Consider the following 16,591-nt stretch of genomic DNA (forward strand, 5'->3'; position numbering starts at 1 on the left):
TCTTCGGTTATCGTTTATTTTTGATTCAGTTTGCTGTTCTTGTATCCGTATAGAAAATAGATCAATAGTCCGACAGCCAGCCAGATGACAAAGCCGATCCAAGTCTCTCTCCCCAGATTATACATTAAATAAGCGCAGGTTGCCGCACTAAGCAGCGGGATGTATGGTACCCAAGGCACGGTGAACCCTCTCTTCAGATTCGGATGGGTACGGCGCAGCACAATTACACCCAAGGATACCACGAGAAAAGCGAACAGTGTTCCAATGCTGGTCAGGTTAGCCAGCCGGTCCAGTGGAACAAACCCGGTGAGCACGGCGATCAATCCGCCGACCATCCAGGTGCTGCGCACGGGGGTATGCGTCTTGGCGCTTACCTTGGACCAGCTTTTCGGCAGCAGCCCGTCCCGTGAGATCGCGAACAAGAGACGGGTCTGGCCGAAGAGCATAACAAGCAGAACCGTGGTCATCCCGGCAATAGCGCCTACAGAGATTAGACCGGCAATCATATTCTGGTCCACGAATCGCAGGGCGTAGGAAACGGGATCACTGACATTCAGGCTATGATAAGGTACGATCCCTGTCAGAACCAGCGAGACAGTAATGTACAGCACGGTACAGATTGCAAGGGATGAAATGATACCGATAGGCAAATCACGCTGCGGGCGCTTCACCTCTTCCGCAGCAGTAGATATGGCATCAAAGCCGATATAGGCGAAAAAGACGGTAGCCGCCCCATTCACCACCCCATGAAAGCCAAAAGGTAAAAATGGCGTCCAGTTCTCCGGTTTCACATAGAAAAATCCCGTAACTATGAAGAGAAGCACTACAGACAGCTTAATCACAACCATAATTGCATTAAAGCGGGCCGTTTCCTTGACTCCGCGGGTCAACAAATAGGAGATCAGCAAAATAATGATCATGGCGGGCAGATTTACATAAGTTCCTTTGTCCGCATTATAAGCCCCGGAGAGTGCTGTGGGCAAATGCAGGCCGAAACCATCCAGCAGGCCCTGGAAGTAACCGGACCATCCACTGCTTACCGCCGCTGCCGCAACCCCATATTCCAGCACCAGATCCCAGCCCAGAATCCAGGCCAGCAACTCGCCGAAAGCGACATAGCTATAGGCATAAGCGCTGCCGGACACCGGGAGCGTTGAAGCAAATTCTGAATAACACAGTGCGGACAGCACGCAGGCAAACCCGGCGAGAATGAAGGAAAGCACAAGGCCTGGACCGGCATGCTCCGCGGCTGCGACTCCTGTCATAACAAATATCCCGGTGCCGATAATAGCCCCTACACCAAGTGTTGTAAGATCCAGCGCACCCAGTGTCTTGCTCAGTTTAGCTCCATCGGCGCTTTGAGGCGCGGTCAGCGGTTTTTTGCGGAATAAATCCATTCTTAAATTCTCTCCTGTCAATGAAATGAGTATGGAACTCCTAGGGTGCCGTGGTCAGCAGCTTCATGCCCAGTCCGACAAATATAACTCCGGCTGCGATGTTGGCGCCCTCCTGCACACGGGGCTTCTCCAGAAACTTGCTGCTAAAGGCACCGGCAAAATAAGCAAGTGCTCCGAAGATCAGAGCGGTCAGGACAATAAAGATAAGTCCAAGCACAAGCATCTGCATAGGTACAACACCATAGTCATAATTCACGAATTGCGGCAGAAAGGTCAGAAAGAAGATGGCCACCTTAGGATTAAGAATATTCATAATAAATCCTCTACGCAGCAATGCCCTTTCATCCTTCTTCTCGCCCTCGTTCACTACGAGTGTTGCTTTACGGTGCTTCAATGATTTGTAGGCCAGGTAAAATAAATACAGTGCACCGGCAATCTTAAACAGGGTGAACAGCAGCGGTGATGTCTTCACAATGATTGACAGTCCCAGTGCTGCAGCCAACGTATGTACGGTATTCCCCAGTGCCAGTCCGGCAGCGGTGTAGACGCCTGCTTTCCGGCAATTCGTAATCCCCTGGGTAACAGCGAAAATAAGATCCGGACCCGGGATAAGGATCAGTAGAATGGCAGCCCCAAGATACATAAATAGTGTAGCCATACTAAACATAGCTACCTCCTCTCTGCGAAAGCACGTTGTTAGCTTGCCCGTTTTCGGGTAATGGATTAAAAACAAGCTGCTTGAAAACACTAACTCCAGAGCTTATGATGGATAAGATTGGACACAAAAAAATCGAAATTCGGAGGAGATGGAACAATGGCCCCCCCATTTAAGCCCAATCGTGTCGTAGTTATCGGTACCGGTGCAGTCGGTACAACAACCGCATATACGCTGCTTCTGCGCAGACGGATGCCTGAATTGGTACTTATCGATGTCAATCATCAGAAAGCGCTGGGTGAAGCACTGGACATGAACCACGGCATGCCGTTTGTCGGCGGTGTAAAGCTGTGGGCAGGAACCTATGAAGATTGCCGGGAAGCGGATATTATTATCGTAACCGCCGGCGCCTCCCAGAAGCCGGGTGAGACCCGGATTGATCTTCTGCGAAAGAACATCGCGATTTTTAAAGATATCATCCAAAAGATTACGAAATACAATCAGCATGCCATTCTGCTGATTGCTACGAATCCGGTAGATATCCTGGCTTATGCCACTCTTAAGATCAGCGGCTTCGACCGCAGACGGGTCATCGGTTCCGGTACAGTGCTCGACAGTGCGCGGTTCCGCTATTTGATCGGTCTTCATAAAGAAATAGATCCCCGCAGCATTCATGGTCAAATTATCGGTGAACACGGTGACTCCGAGCTTCCGGTATGGAGCCTTGCCAATGTGGCCGGTATCGATTTGGGCTTTGATGAAGCGGAACGCAAGGAGATCTTTGAAGACACCAAGAACGCCGCCTATGAAATTATCGACGCCAAAGGTTCTACCTCATATGCGATTGCGCTTGCCCTGGACCGGATCGTGGTTTCGATTCTGCACAATGAAGGTGCTGTGCTGAATGTCTCCACGCTGCTGAACAACTATAACGGAGTTTCGGATGTGTTCCTCGGTGCTCCATGTGTCGTTGACCGCTCCGGTGTTCGCGAAGTGCTGGATCTGCCGCTGAGTGAAGACGAAAAGGCAATGTTCCAGAAATCTGCAGAGAAGCTCAAAGCGGAAATTTCCAAGCTTGAATTGTAACCATTTTACTGGTTAGCACGGGGCTGTCCTTGTCATTTCGATGACCGGGACAGCCTTATTTTATGCTTCCGGCACGCAAAAGAAACCGCCCTTCAAGCGGATGGAATATTAACCCCGCGAATAGAAGGACGGATTTTCCTTAAGTACTATAACATGAATCTTTTTTGCCTGACAATGACATTAATTTAATGCTTAAAATTTCCAAGAGCGTTCTGGACCCTTGAGACAGAGTTATTTTGTGACTGGCAATTTGTAATACTCTTTCAGCACTTGCTCCGCTTCCTTACCGTAAATATCAAAACCATTGTTGGACGAAGCCTCTTCCAGAGCGTAGAGCTTTGTGCTCCAGTCCCACCAGAAGAAACCGGCGAACCAAGGCTCATTCCAAAAGGTTTCAAGTGCCGAACGATAAAAGTTAGCCTGCTCGCTTTCCGAATGAGGCAGATCCTTATGCGTAAAGTCCCACGGCATAGTGGCACAGCCGAGTGCGCTGCGGCAGCCAATTTCGATAAAAACAAGCGGCTTGTTAAATCTTTCGGCTAAAGCCTTAAGCCGGGGTTTCTGCTTCTCCCAGGCGGTGAGCATATTCTCATAGGAATCCCCCGGCACGGAGGCTACAGGATAATATGCACTGGTTCCGATGAGATCGACCGCATCCAGCCACTGAATCCCTTCTTCTTTACCATGATTGGCATTGTAAACGATGGGGCCGGTATACAGGCTCTTCACCTCACGGATAACTTCCCGCCATTCTGCTTCCCTATATTCTGTAGCTACCATTTCACAGCCAATACAGAACATTTCGCAGCCCAGCTCCTCTGCAAGCTCCGCATAATGCTTCAAGAAATTCGTGTAGGACTCAAACCAGGCTGCCCAATAGGCGTCTCCATCCTCAGGAAATCCGATCCGAGCTCTCCAAATCCCGTCTCTGGAGTTGACTACAGGCTTCAGACAGACCTTCAAGCCCAGCTCCTTCGCATTCCGCACCGCATGTTCGATATCCCGATCTGTCGGCGTGTAACCGTAATCAAAATGAATATCTGTTGAGAACACTGTGTCCTGCCAGGTCCAGAAGGACAAAGCGATCCATTCACTTCCGGTATCCGCCAGCTTTTTCATCGAATCCGCCGCATAATCTTTCCGGTACTCACCTCTTTTTGTCTCCCAGCCATAAGTCATTCCCTTAAAAAAAACTTCCTTCATCCCCAAGTCCTCCTACTAGTTAGTAATAACATGTTATTTCGTGTACCGATTAACCTTAAATAATTACCAGCTATATCAAAGCCTCAATAACAGTTAGAATAAATCAAAAACAAAACAATAACAAGTTATTTTTGTTATTGAAGAGAAGCCCTAACCACATGAGTCATTTAGCGGCATCTGGATAACAGCAGAGGAAAAGAATTGTACACTGAACTTTACGGGCTGCCCCCCTTTTCAAGTTAGCAATTGTGCAAAAAGAGACATAGTTAACTTAACATTAGTTATGTTAACTATTATTCTGGATTTATGCCTTTTACCAGTGCTTCTGATGTAGAAAGAAAATTAAGCATTAGACAAGCCCCCACTAAAAACAGCGGCAGCTGTGGACGATAAAGTCCTGGGTTGTACTTTATTGATTCGGATATCTTTGATCCACTTGTTGCGACGTTTGTTATTTTACTCACCTTCTAATAAATTGCATAATAGAAACCCTTTATTTATAAGGGTTTAAGATGTTGATACAACATGACTTTCATGTGGTTTAACAGGAGAAAGGAGGAGAGAAGAGTGCAGGCTTTGCAAGTAACATGGAAAAAGCACCCAAACTCAGGCGCTTTAAAATAAGCTAGTGCTCTATCCGGCTAGTAATTAAAGAATAGTTGGATATAAGCGTTTCAACTTGATTCTCGCGTCTTGAGTGGTGAACTGCCAGTTTACTTTCGAGCCTGCTGCGTTGCGTTGCTGTGTCCAAGTACTTACTTGTTTTTTGAAACTTTCCATATCAGGAAGTGGTTTTTCCAGGGCCTGCCGCGACATAATGCCAATTTCAATTTCCGCCATGTCCAGCCAGCTCTCATGTTTTGGCGTATGATGCCATTCAAACCGATTCGCAATACGGTGAGCTTCCTCCGGTGAAAATGCCTTATAGAGCGAGGCAGTCGAATGTGTATTGAGATTGTCGGTGATCAGGACCACTTTCTTGGCATGCGGGTATAGGACATCCGATGTATACTTGAGCACCTGGGCGAAATCTACAGCTGTCCGGGTTGTGGTGACGATGGTTTCACGTTTGCCCGCAAGCGGTTCAAAGATCTTAAAGACATCGGCAACGCCGTTACGCTCATACTCCGAATCCACTTTTTCAGGCTGACCCGACGCACAGGAAATTCGGGTTTCTTTGATCAGTTGCTTATTGGTTTCATCGATGCAAACAACCGGACGCTTGGGATCATAGGGACGCTGATAGACATCCAGTACATCCTCCATTTTGGCTACAAATTCTGCACTGGCTTCTGGAATGCACCATTCCTTGACGAGCCACGGTTTAATCTCGTTTTTTTCATAATTTCGCAAACGGTGCTGTCGGTTATATATTCGACCACCTCCAGCCGAATGAGTTCATCCGCGATGGCTTTGTATCGTCCAGCGCGAACGCCCATCCGGTGGCGCGGAGCAGGCGATGGCACAAATTCTCGCTTCGATCTCACCCGTTACCTTACGATGATGGTTTTCTTGTTTCTTTCTGCCTAACTCAAATATTAAGCCCCAGGCTATGCCTGGGAGAACTGAACAGGAAGTACCGTGAGGCATGATGAAAGAAAGTCCCCGTTTGCTATACTGAGAAATGGTTTCGCCAGCCAAATTCTCAAGCAAAGGGGGACGCTACCCATGGGTGGTAGCAGTCTACCCACACCCGGTGGGATTGTAGTTGTCCTATCATATTCATCCCAAAATTTCGTCGAAAAGTCTTCTTCAAGGAGATCAGGAAAGAAGTTGGGGAAATTCTAAGGACGTTATGTGAGTACAAGAACGTAGAACTGGTAAAAGGGAGCATCAGTGCGGATCATGTGCATATGTACGTGAAGATACCACCGAAATTGAGCGTATCCGAATTTATGGGATATCTCAAAGGCAAAGCGCACTGATGGTGTTTGATCGCTTTCCAGAAATGAAGCAAGGGAGCGGCAGACACCTGTGGGCAAGAGGATATTTTGATCAAGCCACCCGTTGAACGGGTGGTTCTGTGACTTGGAGGGAGGAAATCCCGATGAAAGCAAAACGAAAATGGCTGGTATTGCTGGAACGCTGGTGCTGCTGGGTTTGCTGTGCTTCTGCGTGGCAGCGTATGCTGCTCCGTCCGGAGATGTGTCCGGAGCCATTGAAAGCACCTGGAACGATGCCTCGGCCCAGATCAAATCCGTCGTCAATAAAGTGGTGTTTCCGGCCATCGACCTGATCCTGGCGGTGTTTTTCTTCGTCAAGCTGGGGACGGACTATTTTGATTACCGGAAGCACGGACAGTTTGAGTGGGCGGCGCCCGCTATCCTGTTCGCCTGCCTCGTGTTTATGCTGACGGCGCCTCTGTACATTTGGGGGATTTTGGGGATGTAGCAAAAAACAGATCGAATTCTTATAGTCAAGGATTCGGTCTGTTTTAATTAGGATTTCAAATCCGTATTATGCTCATAGTCTCATATGTTTTCTTCAAGCCATGCATGAACTATCTTTACATCCTCTTTTTGCATAAAAGGATGATCACTATTTTGAGAGATTTCCAACTTGCAATCATGTGATTTCGCAAAGTCCTTAACAATTTCCAGAGATTGCATACTGTCTTTTCTGCCGTAAAGGATTGAAGTTGGAATATTCCATTTTTTAACCGGATGTTCCTTTACAAACTTATAATAATCCCAACGCAGCAAATCAACAGAGGTTACAATCTCTTTTTGTATGCGTAGTTGTTCTTCTGTCACACCAAACCAATTAAACATCTGTTTAATTAGATATTCCATGTTTAATACAGGTGATTGGAACAGACAATTGACAAAATTACTATTTGTGTAAGCATTCAAACTGAAATACGCTCCCAAACTGCACCCAAACAAAGAAACATGATCCCAATTTGAAAAGGCATAGTCTCCAATTAGAGTAAGGTCATTAATGCCATTCCAAATGTCACAACGATAACTACTGTCCTTTCGTTCCCCGTGTTCAGGCAAATCGAAACTTAGCGTTTGATATCCTTTTTTCACAGCGATTTCAGCAAAATCTCTAGCATGTTCTTTGCATGACATTTTGCCATGAACATGGACATATACCTTGTCTGATCTATCACCCCAAATAATGGATGGGATGTTGCCAATTTTTATATTTTGAATTTTCATAGATACCTCCGACTGTTGAGGCATTACCCTCCATAGATTTCTGATTGTTAAGTTGCATGATCTTTTTAATTCTCCTTTCTCGACCTTTTATTTAAAAGAAATAAGCCGCAAAATATAAACAGACTAGTGCTCTATCCGGCTAGTAATTAAAGAATAGTTGGATATAAGCGTTTCAACTTGATTCTCGCGTCTTGAGTGGTGAACTGCCAGTTTACTTTCGAGCCTGCTGCGTTGCGTTGCTGTGTCCAAGTACTTACTTGTTTTTTGAAACTTTCCATATCAGGAAGTGGTTTTTCCAGGGCCTGCCGCGACATAATGCCAATTTCAATTTCCGCCATATCCAGCCAGCTCCCATGTTTTGGCGTATGATGCCATTCAAACCGATTCGCAATACGGTGAGCTTCCTCCGGTGAAAATGCCTTATAGAGCGAGGCAGTCGAATGCGTATTGAGATTGTCGGTGATCAGGACCACTTTCTTGGCATGCGGGTATAGGACATCCGATGTATACTTGAGCACCTGGGCGAAATCTACAGCTGTCCGGGTTGTGGTGACGATGGTTTCACGTTTGCCCGCAAGCGGTTCAAAGATCATAAAGACATCGGCAACGCCGTTACGCTCATACTCCGAATCCACTTTTCAGGCTGACCCGACGCACAGGAAATTCGGGTTTCTTTGATCAGTTGCTTATTGGTTTCATCGATGCAAACAACCGGACGCTTGGGATCATAGGGACGCTGATAGACGTCCAGTACATCCTCCATTTTGGCTACAAATTCTGCACTGGCTTCTGGAATGCACCATTCCTTGACGAGCCACGGTTTAATCTCGTTTTTTTCATAAATTCGCAAACGGTGCTGTCGGTTATATATTCGACCACCTCCAGCCGAATGAGTTCATCCGCGATGGCTTGTATCGTCCAGCGCGAACGCCCATCCGGTGGCGCGGAGCAGGCGATGGCACAAATTCTCGCTTCGATCTCACCCGTTACCTTGCGATGATGGTTTTCTTGTTTCTTTCTGCCTAACTCAGCTTCCAGTCCCTCAAATACAAAGCGTTTCGCTATACGTGGTATGTGTCTCGCTGTATGCACTTTGAATGCGATTATACGTCCACTCTGTGTTTTCCGGGCGTTGGTCCAGCTTCAGCAAAATTTGTGCATGCTTGATGCGGTAGCCTTTTCCACCTTTCTGTACGAGTTTCTGCAAGTCATCGCGCTCTTCCTCTGTCAGTGTAACGATATATCGCGGCATCGGTATAACCTCCGCTTATGTTTGGATAATTATACCACCAACACGCAGAACTCTCACTACATTTTTCCGCCGGATGGAGCACTAGTATATTTATTTGATTTTCGAAAAATCAACTTTATAAGTTACTGAAAACTCTTTACCAGTATAAAGATAAATTAATTCTGCTGGCTTACTGAAATCAATTTTGTTGATATCAAAATCTGCAATTAATAATTTTTTATAAGCTGGTGAATCAGGCCAAGAAGAGGTATGATCTGCCGATTCGTTTAATCCAACAATTTCTAGTGGCTGATAAATTTTTGAACCCTGTTTTAAAACAATGTTGAGGGAGTTTGCAAAATCAATGTCATCACCAAATGCTATAACTCTAAATGATAGCACATCAATCTGTGCAAACATCTTTGTAATATCTTTTGCATCTGCTAAAGTAAATTCTTTGTATTCATCAGCAGCAAAATAGGCCTCACTCGCAATCAAAGAATACGGAGTGACAAGTGTTGTCACTGGTTGCAAGAATTTCATTTTATCATCATAGAATAGGGAAGGATTGACTCTTAGAATACTTAAAGTATGTCTCTTTACCCCCTAATCCAATTTTTATTGCATTTTTCATCTGTTGGTCGGATAGGTTGAAAATATTCCCTTTTATTGTTTTGCTAGACAACCTTTGAGTTGTTGTAACCTCTGTCTTTTTTAGAACTAGAGGTTGGCTCAGCAAACACCACAGAAGAGCATAGTAGAGAGGTCGCCAAAAATACAGTTGCAATTTTCTTCAAGTTAAAAACACCTCATTCTATGTAATGATTCCATATTACACCAATTATAGGTATATAGTTTCGGCACAATCTAAAGATCAGTGTTGATTTTTTCAAGCAGATAAGCGATGCCGATTGCATTCGACTAAAATTCCAGCTATGTACCGTACTTGCATGCGCTCTACCTTACAATCATTCTTTTAGAAATCGGATGGTCCTCCTTCAGCTCCAACAGATCCCAAAGATTTCCGTATAAATCCTTAAAGACAGCAACTGTTCCGTACGATTGTTCTTGCGGCTCCCTTACAAATTCAATCCCCTTTGCATTCATTTCCTGATAATCTCTCCAAAAATCATCCGTGTTCAAAAACAGAAACACCCTGCCTCCAGCCTGGTTGCCGATAAACGGTTCTTGTTCAGATTTGGATGCTCTCGCGAGCAATATCGTTGTCCCGGTTGAACCAGGCGGGGAAATAACAACCCACCGTTTGTCTTGTTCAGGCTTATAGGTATCCTCATTGACTGTAAAATTCAGTTTTTCTGTATGTAATACGGCTCAAGCTGAACCTGCAGTCTGGACATGGCTTCTTCCTTCTCCCGGCTTGTAATATGCGTATACACCGTTGTAGTCTGGATGGACGAATGTCCCAGCAGCTCCTGTACGGTACGCAAACCGGCCCCCTTGCGCAGCAGCATCGTGGCAAAGGAGTGACGCAGCTTATGGCTGGAGTACGGCCGGCGGTGAACGATCGGCACTTCCTGCTGAAAACGGCTAAAGGTGTCTGCAGCTATGCCCTGTATTCCCCGTATCGAGAGTCTGCGTCCTTTCTGAGAGATAAACATCGCCTCCTCTTTGCTAAGCCAAGGGGTGAGACGTTCGTTCAAGGCTTGCTGCAGAAAAGGGGCGACATCCTCCGGCACCGGTACATTGCGCCATTTGCGTCCTTTGCCAAATACACGCAGTGTACGCCGTTCTGCATTATAATCACTCAAATTCAGCGTATGGACTTCCCCCACCCGCAGCCCCATATAGGACATCAGTAAGAAAACGGCCAAATTTCGGCTACGGTATTTGCCTTCTACTGCAGACAAAAACCGCTGCAGATCCACTTCATCCAGATAGACCGGCTCACGGTTTTTTTCGGTTTTGGATTTTTTGATCCCGGCTGCCGGATTGCTTGTCAGCATTTCCAGCTCGATGAGTGCCTTAAACAAGCAATTTACCGAGGCATGCTTGCGGTTACGCGTCGCATCACTTACCCCGCGTTCGCGGACCGAGGTCAGATAGGACACTACCTGAAGTTTCTTAACGGATTCCAGACTTCTGCCATTCAGACTCCCAAGAAACTCCCGCACATCGGCTAGATAGGATTTCTGCGTGTACGCCGTAAATCCGGCATCTTTCATCCAGATCAGAAAAGCCTCAAGCTCTTCTTCATAGTCAGTCCCCAGTTCGTTCATGTAGGTCCTCCTCCCCATGATTTCGACAACCTATTGTACCACAGAATTTAATACACCTTTATTTGTATTTCTCCACTTAACTGCATGTTTCTCTACCGTCAGCAAAAATTCATGAAGGGCTGGCGATTTCCATTTTTTTTGATGGTAGACAGTCTGCGTTGCGACCCGCTGCGATTCATCATTCCAGTTGAGCCGGGCCAGCTTGCCGTCTGCTAGTTCGCTTCTCACCGAAATCAGCGGAAGGAAAGAAATGCCGAGGCCGGACATTACACACTGCTTGATCGCCTCGATACTCCAAAATTCCAGCTTGGGATCGGGAAACACTCCTTGGCTGTTCAAATGACGCTCAAATAAGATCCGGTAGGTACAACCTGTCTCTGTAAAGAGGATAGTTTCATTCTTAAGGTGCTGCGGCTCGACACTCTCCTGCTGCAGCAAAGGATGATCCGGCGGTGCAATGAGTGTCATCTCTTCATGAATCAATGTTTCACTGCACAAGTCTTTAAACTCCGCCTCCGGCTGCAGCAGAAAGGCCAAATCCAGCTCACCGGAGCGGACGGATTCAGCCAGCTCCCAGCAAACGCCTGGCTTCAGTGTAATTTGAACCTGCGGATATTGTCCTCGGAATTCCTTAATGATACCAGGCAGTCGAAAAGCAGCCAGCGATTCCGGCGCACCAATCCGCAGGACTCCCGATACCTCATTCTCTGCACTCAGGGCATTCTGGGCCAGCGAATGCATCCGGTGAATTTCCTGCGCATAAGGCAGCAGACGGCGGCCGGCATCGGTCAGGATGATTTTTTTGCTGATGCGGTCAAACAAAGGCTGGCCCAGCTCTGCCTCCAGCGCTTGAATCTGCGCAGTAATACTGGACTGGGCATAGTCCAGCTTTTGAGCAGCACGGGTAAAACTGCCTACCTCAACAACGACTAGAAACGTAAATAAATGCCGCGATTCCATATGCCTATCATCAACCTTCCCCGGAGAATGTATCATCGGTTTTTCAAATGGATAACATTCAAACTTTCCGTTTTTCCTATGGATACATTATCTGATACTCTATAACTAAATACAAGGTAAAAGGAAAGCGGGATTATATTAATGAAGGAAACTCCTACACTGCAACGAAACATCGGTATGCCGCAAGCTATCGCTCTATACATTGGAGCCGTGCTAGGTTCAGGTGTATTAATCGTACCCGGACTAGCCGCGGAAATGGCCGGTCCGGCCTCCCTGTTGGCCTGGGGATTCATGACCCTAATGATATTGCCTCTGGCTTTGTCGATGGGTCTCCTCTCCGCTAAATTCCCAAATGCCGGAGGTGTGTCCCATTTCGTCACGTTGGCCTTCGGGCCCAAGGCCGGAGCTTTGGTGGGCTGGTTTTTTCTGATGTCGGTGCCCATCGGCGGCCCTGTCGCTGCGCTGACCGGAGCCGGGTACATGACTGCCGCTATGGGCTGGGGGGATGGAGCACGAATCACTATTGCCGCCGCGATGCTGGCTATTGGCCTCATCACGAACTGGATAGGCATGCAGGTCGCAGGCAAGGTACAAATTGCCGTCGTTATCGCAATCATTGCTGTGCTGGTGTTCTCGTTTGCCACGTCACTCCCCCGCATGGAAAGCACACATTTCACGCCTTTTGTTCCCCATGGCTGGATGAGCATCGGACAGGCGGCAGCTATTCTTTTCTGGTGTTTCATCGGCTGGGAGGCAGTCTCCCATCTTTCCGAGGAGTTCAAGGACCCGCAGCGCGCTGCCGTTAAAGGGGTCACCATCGCCGCTGTTATCGTTGGTGTGCTCTATTTTCTATCCGCGCTTGCTACAGTTGGAACGCAAAGCTACCTCCGTGGAGGCGCCGATTCCTCGCTCGTCTGGATCATCAGCCAGCCGCTTGGCGCATGGGGCGGCTTCATCGCCGGGCTTACCGGCCTGTTCATCTGCACCGCGACGATTATCGCCTACTCCAGCGCTGCATCACGGGTGGCCTTTGCCTTGTCCCGTCAGGGCTATGCTCCCAAGTGGATGGGACGCCTGTCCAGCCGGTACAAGACGCCCACTGGGGCTATTGGTTTCTTGTTGCTTTGTTTTGCTGCAGTACTGCTTCTTTACGGCAGTGGCCTGCTCTCCATCACCACGCTGATCCAGTTCCCCAATGCCACTTTCATCCTGACATACATTGGAGGCTGTGCTGCCGGAATCCGGCTGCTCAAAGGCAACAGGCTTGGAGTAATGATCAGCTGGATATCTTTTATCGCCACACTGGCGGTGTTTCCGTTTACCGGGTGGGCAATACTGTATCCGCTGCTGATTACGATCGTCTTTATCGTCGTCACCGTGTTGTGCAATAAACGCAGCTCCGGCAGTGATTACTCTCAGACACTGGAACATCGTTAGTCGGCGAGCTGGCCCCTTAAATAGAGCAGGCCGCACCCTCTCTGCTAGGCAAGGAGGATGCGGCCTGTTTTCTTTTGAAAGAACATCTATTAGTCTTGTACTACCCGGATAGTTCTACTCGTTCCACTTGAGGGGAATCCGTAATTCAAACTGCTGCACGTTATCCAAATAACGGAAAGGATGAGCAACAACTTGGAGTTTATCACTCTTTTTAAGCGGTGGGAAGGTCAACTGGAACGTAAGCGAATCTCTGCTGATCCGGACTGGCTGTCCTCTGGAAGATTTAATTTCCCCTTCTTCATTCTCAATGGTAAGCCAGGTATCCTGGCTGTCCGGTTGACTCGTTTCATACGTGACGACCGTCTGCTTCTCTTCATATTGAATATTAGTGATCGTTACCTTTCCACCGTGATTGCCATGAAGAACCAAAGGATATACGCCATTAAGCTGCTTACGCTCCTCCGTCTGTACAATGTCTTCATTATGGACCGGCTCTGTGAGTTTTAAAGTCACATATTCCGGTTTGGGATTCAGCTCTGTAAGCGGGGAAAAGTTAAAATAATAATAATCTGGCGTTGCCCCGTCACCGCCCTGATCACCGTACATTGTGCCTATATCATCCTCAAGTTTAGCGTTGAACTGGTAATAGGGATTCTGTTTTTTGACCACAACCTGTGACGTTACCGGTCCGAGGGTCAATTTCTGGACGGTGTATTCTTCTTTGCCATAAGTGAAACCTATACCTTCAGGGTATATTATTTGTGTCATCTCTTTACTCTTCTTTTTGTCTAATAGGAGTGTAATATCCCAATTTCCTCTTGTAGTGCCGATGCAATCAACAGCCATCTTAAGTTTCAGCTGTTCCGGCAGGTCCTCGTTCCCAAAATTCAGCCGAGTAGTCCCGACAAACGTATGCTCACCGGTAATTGTAAAGTCTTGGGTATAAATGGATGAAGGATTAATTCCAGCAAAGCTGAGCTCGTAATATACGGCGGCTTGTTCCTGTGTGAGCTTAGGTGAGGATTCAGGAAATTCCACTTCATAATTCAGCACCAGCTGAATCCCGTCATAATAAATATTAACTACCTTAAATACAATCCCGTGATCCTCTTTCGATACATTGATTGATTCTGTCAGGTTGTGAGTGTCAATCCGACTCAGGTCGGTGGTATCTACACCTTTATCATAAAGATACTCCAGAAATGGAATGCTGCGCAGCGCCTCAGCCACTTTCGGGGATATAAATCCCGCTCCTATCACTAAACCAGAAGCTACTATTAGGGCTGCCCCGATCCCTATACTCCATTTGAGGAAAGGTGAAAAAGCCCGTTGTCCCACAGAAGCTCCTGCTATACCGGCATTATGGCGATCCCAGATATCTTCGAACTGGATGGAGGGCTTGTTCGCCTGCAGCAGCTGTGTGGCCTCCTGCTGTAAACCAGCGGACACATTTCCAGGGCCCTCATCCTCACGGGAATAATAAAATCTCATTTCAGCCCCTCCTTTAAGGTATGCAGCTCAGGCTCCAGTTCGCAGTATTGCCTCAGTTTCTCCAGCGCGGCATGCAGCCTTGATTTGCAGGTTCCCAGTGGTATGCCTAATACTGAGGCGGTTTCCGGCAGTGGAAGTGCGGCATAATAATGAAGGGTAACGACTTCACGCTGTTTCTGGGACAAGCGGCTTACCGCCGTCCACAGCAGCTGGTCACTTTCACTCTGCAGGGCAATGCTTTCAGCAGAATCATCCGCTGCATCTAACGACGGCGTTCCGGCGAATAGCTGCGACCAGGTTTTCTTACGCAGCATCGTACGTGCTATATTGACTGTTATGCGATACAGCCAAGGCCGCAGCGGCTTTGACGAGTGGTACAGATGATGCTTGGCAAAAGCACGCAAAAACGTCTCCTGAGTAATATCATCCGCCAGTGCCCGCTGTTTGGTAATCATAAGCGCAATGCCATAGACGTATGCGGAATGCTCTTCGAACATTTCCCTGGCCTGCTGTTCAGTAATCGGATAGTCTTTCAATCGTTCTTCCTCCCCGGTTAGTCAATGAATATACGCTTTATCCCTAGCAAACCGTTCGCTTTTGGGCTAAAAGTTTTTAGGGAGGTTAACGGGGGCTGCAACGCGTTTCGTTTCAGGAAGGTCGCATACGGTTATGGATTGAAGAGAGATAGAACCCATATTTCATTAAAGGAGACGATAAACATGCCCGAAAATAAAAAGATCGTTCTCGAACCGGCAGCGCAGAAATTTGCCGATGACAATGCAAAGCCCCCTTTCCTTCCAGACCTCGGTCCTGAAAAGGGCCGAGAAACGGTGGATACCGTTCAGTCCGGTGAAATAAAAAAACCGGAGGCCGATATCCAGGATCTCTCTGTTCCCGGCGGACCAAAAGGTGAGGTTCCGATCCGAATTGTTCGTCCGGTTAACTCTTCTGCTTCAACACTTCCTGTTATCTTATACATTCACGGGGCCGGCTGGGTATTCGGCAACAGCCATACTCATGACCGGCTCATTCGTGAACTGGCGGCCGGCGCGAATGCGGCCGTTGTTTTCCCGGAATACAGCCTGTCTCCGGAAGCCAAGTATCCTACAGCGATTGAGGAAATTTATATGGTGCTGGAATGGATCTCTAAGCATGGATCTGAACATGGTCTTGACGGGGGCCGATTGACTGTAGCCGGGGACAGTGTCGGAGGTAATATGACTGCGGCCATAACGCTGATGGCCAAAGAACGCAAAGGCCCGGCAATCAGCAAGCAGCTGCTGTTCTATCCGGTAACCGATGCTTCATTCGATACGGAATCGTATCACCAGTTCGCCGAAGGTTATTTCCTTCAGCGTGAAGGGATGAAATGGTTCTGGGATCAATATACAACAGATCCGCAGGAACGGGCTCAGATTACCGCTTCCCCGCTGCGGGCCAGCCTGGAGCAGCTCAGCGGTTTGCCGGAAGCCCTGATTATTACAGGAGAAGCCGATGTGCTGCGGGACGAAGGCGAAGCCTATGCCGCCAAACTGCGTGAAGCGGGCGTCCCGGTAACAGCGGCCCGGTTTCAAGGCATCATCCATGACTTTGTCATGCTGAATGCGCTCGCGGATACGAATGCCAACAAGGGAGCACTGCTCTTGGCAACAGCGTGGCTGCGGCAATAGTGCTTAAAGTAACAAAATATATGTAACGTGAAATCAGGCCAGCTTCGGGTGTACTCCGAA

Annotated in this window: 14 protein-coding genes and 3 pseudogenes; 5 read left to right on the forward strand and 12 right to left on the reverse strand. The window is 47.7% G+C overall.

Annotated features, from left to right (window positions below):
• Positions 1–14: 14 nt before the first annotated feature.
• Entirely contained in the window at positions 15–1,397 is a 1,383-nt protein-coding gene (bcaP, locus tag ACAN56_RS01765; RefSeq protein ID WP_379140030.1) for a branched-chain amino acid transporter BcaP, read from the reverse strand.
• A gap of 40 nt (positions 1,398–1,437) precedes the next feature.
• The gene (locus ACAN56_RS01770; RefSeq protein ID WP_038592716.1) at positions 1,438–2,064 is read right to left on the reverse strand and encodes a LysE family translocator; all 627 of its coding nucleotides are present in this window, start codon (positions 2,062–2,064) and stop codon (positions 1,438–1,440) included.
• Between the two features lie 147 nt (positions 2,065–2,211).
• On the opposite strand from ACAN56_RS01770, the gene ACAN56_RS01775 reads away from it, so the two are divergent.
• Entirely contained in the window at positions 2,212–3,138 is a 927-nt protein-coding gene (locus ACAN56_RS01775; RefSeq protein WP_038592719.1) for an L-lactate dehydrogenase, read from the forward strand.
• A 231-nt stretch (positions 3,139–3,369) separates the two neighbouring features.
• Here the strand turns inward: ACAN56_RS01775 and ACAN56_RS01780 are convergent, their stop codons facing one another.
• Together ACAN56_RS01780 and ACAN56_RS01785 are read right to left on the reverse strand one after the other, a co-directional pair.
• Positions 3,370–4,341, reverse strand: coding sequence for a glycoside hydrolase family 113 (locus ACAN56_RS01780; RefSeq protein WP_379140033.1), 972 nt, complete (start codon positions 4,339–4,341; stop codon positions 3,370–3,372).
• Positions 4,342–4,989: 648 nt separating this feature from the next.
• Complete coding sequence (locus tag ACAN56_RS01785) at positions 4,990–5,694, reverse strand: IS630 family transposase (protein WP_340898014.1); 705 nt, start codon at positions 5,692–5,694, stop codon at positions 4,990–4,992.
• 341 nt (positions 5,695–6,035) lie between these two features.
• Here ACAN56_RS01785 and tnpA point away from each other — a divergent pair.
• Positions 6,036–6,266: pseudogene (tnpA, locus tag ACAN56_RS01790) on the forward strand (IS200/IS605 family transposase); the annotation flags it as partial.
• A gap of 103 nt (positions 6,267–6,369) precedes the next feature.
• Positions 6,370–6,732 (forward strand): DUF3852 domain-containing protein, encoded by a 363-nt coding sequence (locus ACAN56_RS01795; RefSeq protein WP_231578283.1) that lies wholly within the window; start codon positions 6,370–6,372, stop codon positions 6,730–6,732.
• 80 nt (positions 6,733–6,812) lie between these two features.
• On the opposite strand, the gene ACAN56_RS01800 is transcribed toward ACAN56_RS01795, so the two are convergent.
• The 6 genes and pseudogenes from ACAN56_RS01800 to ACAN56_RS01825 form a co-directional block, all read right to left on the reverse strand.
• Entirely contained in the window at positions 6,813–7,505 is a 693-nt protein-coding gene (locus ACAN56_RS01800; RefSeq protein ID WP_379140035.1) for an alpha/beta hydrolase, read from the reverse strand.
• A gap of 146 nt (positions 7,506–7,651) precedes the next feature.
• Positions 7,652–8,763 (reverse strand): annotated as a pseudogene (locus ACAN56_RS01805) (IS630 family transposase).
• A gap of 84 nt (positions 8,764–8,847) precedes the next feature.
• Complete coding sequence (locus tag ACAN56_RS01810) at positions 8,848–9,279, reverse strand: hypothetical protein (protein WP_379140037.1); 432 nt, start codon at positions 9,277–9,279, stop codon at positions 8,848–8,850.
• A gap of 414 nt (positions 9,280–9,693) precedes the next feature.
• Positions 9,694–10,059: pseudogene (locus ACAN56_RS01815) on the reverse strand (VOC family protein); the annotation flags it as partial.
• The gene (locus ACAN56_RS01820; protein ID WP_379140039.1) at positions 10,044–10,973 is read right to left on the reverse strand and encodes a tyrosine-type recombinase/integrase; all 930 of its coding nucleotides are present in this window, start codon (positions 10,971–10,973) and stop codon (positions 10,044–10,046) included. The pseudogene ACAN56_RS01815 and the gene ACAN56_RS01820, both read right to left, overlap by 16 nt.
• 30 nt (positions 10,974–11,003) lie before the next feature.
• Positions 11,004–11,933, reverse strand: a complete 930-nt coding sequence (locus ACAN56_RS01825) for a LysR family transcriptional regulator (protein WP_038592742.1) — start codon at positions 11,931–11,933, stop codon at positions 11,004–11,006.
• A 141-nt stretch (positions 11,934–12,074) separates the two neighbouring features.
• On the opposite strand from ACAN56_RS01825, the gene ACAN56_RS01830 reads away from it, so the two are divergent.
• Positions 12,075–13,370, forward strand: a complete 1,296-nt coding sequence (locus ACAN56_RS01830; RefSeq protein ID WP_379140041.1) for an APC family permease — start codon at positions 12,075–12,077, stop codon at positions 13,368–13,370.
• 114 nt (positions 13,371–13,484) lie between these two features.
• On the opposite strand, the gene ACAN56_RS01835 is transcribed toward ACAN56_RS01830, so the two are convergent.
• Both ACAN56_RS01835 and ACAN56_RS01840 read right to left on the reverse strand, forming a co-directional pair.
• Complete coding sequence (locus ACAN56_RS01835; RefSeq protein WP_379140043.1) at positions 13,485–14,861, reverse strand: DUF4179 domain-containing protein; 1,377 nt, start codon at positions 14,859–14,861, stop codon at positions 13,485–13,487.
• Positions 14,858–15,397 carry an RNA polymerase sigma factor gene (locus tag ACAN56_RS01840; protein ID WP_379140045.1) on the reverse strand — a complete coding sequence of 180 codons (540 nt, stop codon included), beginning with the start codon at positions 15,395–15,397 and terminating at the stop codon, positions 14,858–14,860. Before ACAN56_RS01840 ends, ACAN56_RS01835 begins: the two co-directional genes overlap by 4 nt.
• A gap of 183 nt (positions 15,398–15,580) precedes the next feature.
• Here ACAN56_RS01840 and ACAN56_RS01845 point away from each other — a divergent pair, with 183 nt between their 5' ends.
• Entirely contained in the window at positions 15,581–16,531 is a 951-nt protein-coding gene (locus tag ACAN56_RS01845; RefSeq protein WP_379140047.1) for an alpha/beta hydrolase, read from the forward strand.
• Positions 16,532–16,591 lie beyond the last annotated feature (60 nt).

Origin of the sequence: Paenibacillus paludis (genome assembly GCF_042610515.1) — a bacterium.
Classification (GTDB): domain Bacteria; phylum Bacillota; class Bacilli; order Paenibacillales; family Paenibacillaceae; genus Paenibacillus_AQ.